The following is a 1,701-nucleotide window of genomic DNA, read 5'->3' as shown; positions in this document are numbered from 1 at the left end:
GGCACGCTCATTCTCCATAGTTCGATGAACGGTTTCACCGGCGTAGCGACGGCAATTGCAGGGTTGTCGACTTCCGAGCCCTCCAGGATCCCTGCTGCGACCAATTCTCCGCTTCGTGTCAGCGCGTAGACCGGCGATCCCGAATCGCCGTGTTCGGTCGCGGCCGCGAACGTCATGTACCCCTCGGTGGCCTTGCCGACCAACGGACCGCAGCTCAGACCGGTCGTGATCCCTTGCTTGCACAGCAGTGGACGTTGCGTGTTGAGGGTGGCGACGTCGATGACGTCGTGCACCGATCCGATCGTGCCCACTTGCGCGTAGACAGTCAGCGACGTCGCGATGTCCACCCTGGCTATGTCCGCGCCCGCGGGACCATGAGCGGCGATGGTACCGATGGGTGTGCCGTCGACAGTAGTGACGGTACGACCGACTTCCCCGCAGTGCGCGGCAGTCAAGCCCTCGGCCATGCCGTCGGAACCGGCGAGGACGAATCCCAGCGTGCACGCTGCCTGACCGACGACGATCTCCGACGTCGGCTTGATCTCTGTGGTCGGCGTAGATGACGGTGCCGCGAGCGCCGTGGAGGCAAGTGGCGTCGGTACGCCGAGGCAGACGACAGTCACCAGGGCGACTCGTCTATGCCACGTCGCTCTGCCGGATCGCCAGGACTTCATTGTGTGATAATACCGCATAGTTTCGTGTTCGGTATGTAACCGGCCGATGCAATCGCCGAAATCGCTCACGGCATTGGGACACAACGCTTTCGCGTAGCGGACTGGACTATGTCTCCAGCCCGCTACGACCGAGCCGGTTGACTACGGAATCAGCGCTCGGTCCCCACGGGTGCGGCCATCACAGCACGACGCAACTCGGCGATCGCGTACCCCAGCCCCGCCTCGTCGGGGGTTGGGTGACTTTCTGCCCGCAATGCTCCGCACACGAGGAACCTGACCCACGCCATTCGGTATTCGTCGGCATGCTCTGGGTCGTACCAGCGTGCGGCGTGCACCTGTGCCGCCCACTCGTTGTAGTCCTCGGCGCGAATGTCCTGTTCTGCAGCCAGGCTTGCGACGGCCTGCCGCTCTTCCTGCGAGGGCTGCGCGGCGGACTGAGCCCTGCCTCGCACTGTTGGGGCCAACGCTCCACCATTGCTCAACTGCAGGAACTGATCCGCCGTCTGCACGAAAGATTGGACACCGTCGTTCTGTACGCGATCCGGCTCGGACGCGAGAGCGAGCGTCAGGGTGCCGACTCGATGCCCCGCATCCTTGGACAAGGCGGCGAGTTTGGCGACCGGCGAGAAGTACCCACTCCAATGCCGGTAGAACCCCGCCGGCAACTCGAAATCGGTGATCAGTCGTACACCTTCGGGCAGCCCCGCCCCTTCGGGTAAGTAGCTGACGCCGTCGGCCGTCGCGACGATCAGCTCGGCCACATCACCTCGTTTGAAGACACCCACTGCTGTGGGGGTGACGAACTCGTTGACGCTCTGCTGCTTCCGCAGTGAAGCGAGCACCTGATGCGCGCGGACTTCGCTGGCGGGCAGACCCGAGAGGATCACGGCCGCTTCGGCGTTGGCAGCGGCTGCCGTCGGCGGCGGCGTGGGGATGTGGTTGATCCGTCCGTCGCCCCCTCCGGCCGGTGGCGCGCCACCGGTGTTGTAGTGAGCCGGGCCCGGCTGCCCTGAACCGTAGGACTGCA

General features: G+C 64.8%; 1 protein-coding gene and 1 pseudogene. Both read right to left on the bottom strand.

All coding sequences use genetic code 11. The features are described from left to right. On the bottom strand, window positions 1-623 hold a 623-nt coding region (locus RHBS_RS27545; protein ID WP_128646919.1), incomplete at its 3' end, for a hypothetical protein. 200 nt (window positions 624-823) lie between these two features. Further along, a pseudogene (locus RHBS_RS29420) lies at window positions 824-1,701 on the bottom strand (hypothetical protein); the annotation flags it as partial.

This window comes from Rhodococcus sp. BS-15 (assembly GCF_000813105.1).
Classification (GTDB): domain Bacteria; phylum Actinomycetota; class Actinomycetes; order Mycobacteriales; family Mycobacteriaceae; genus Rhodococcoides.
Note: the sequence above shows the minus strand (reverse complement) of the source record. Positions and strands in the feature narration are given on the sequence as shown.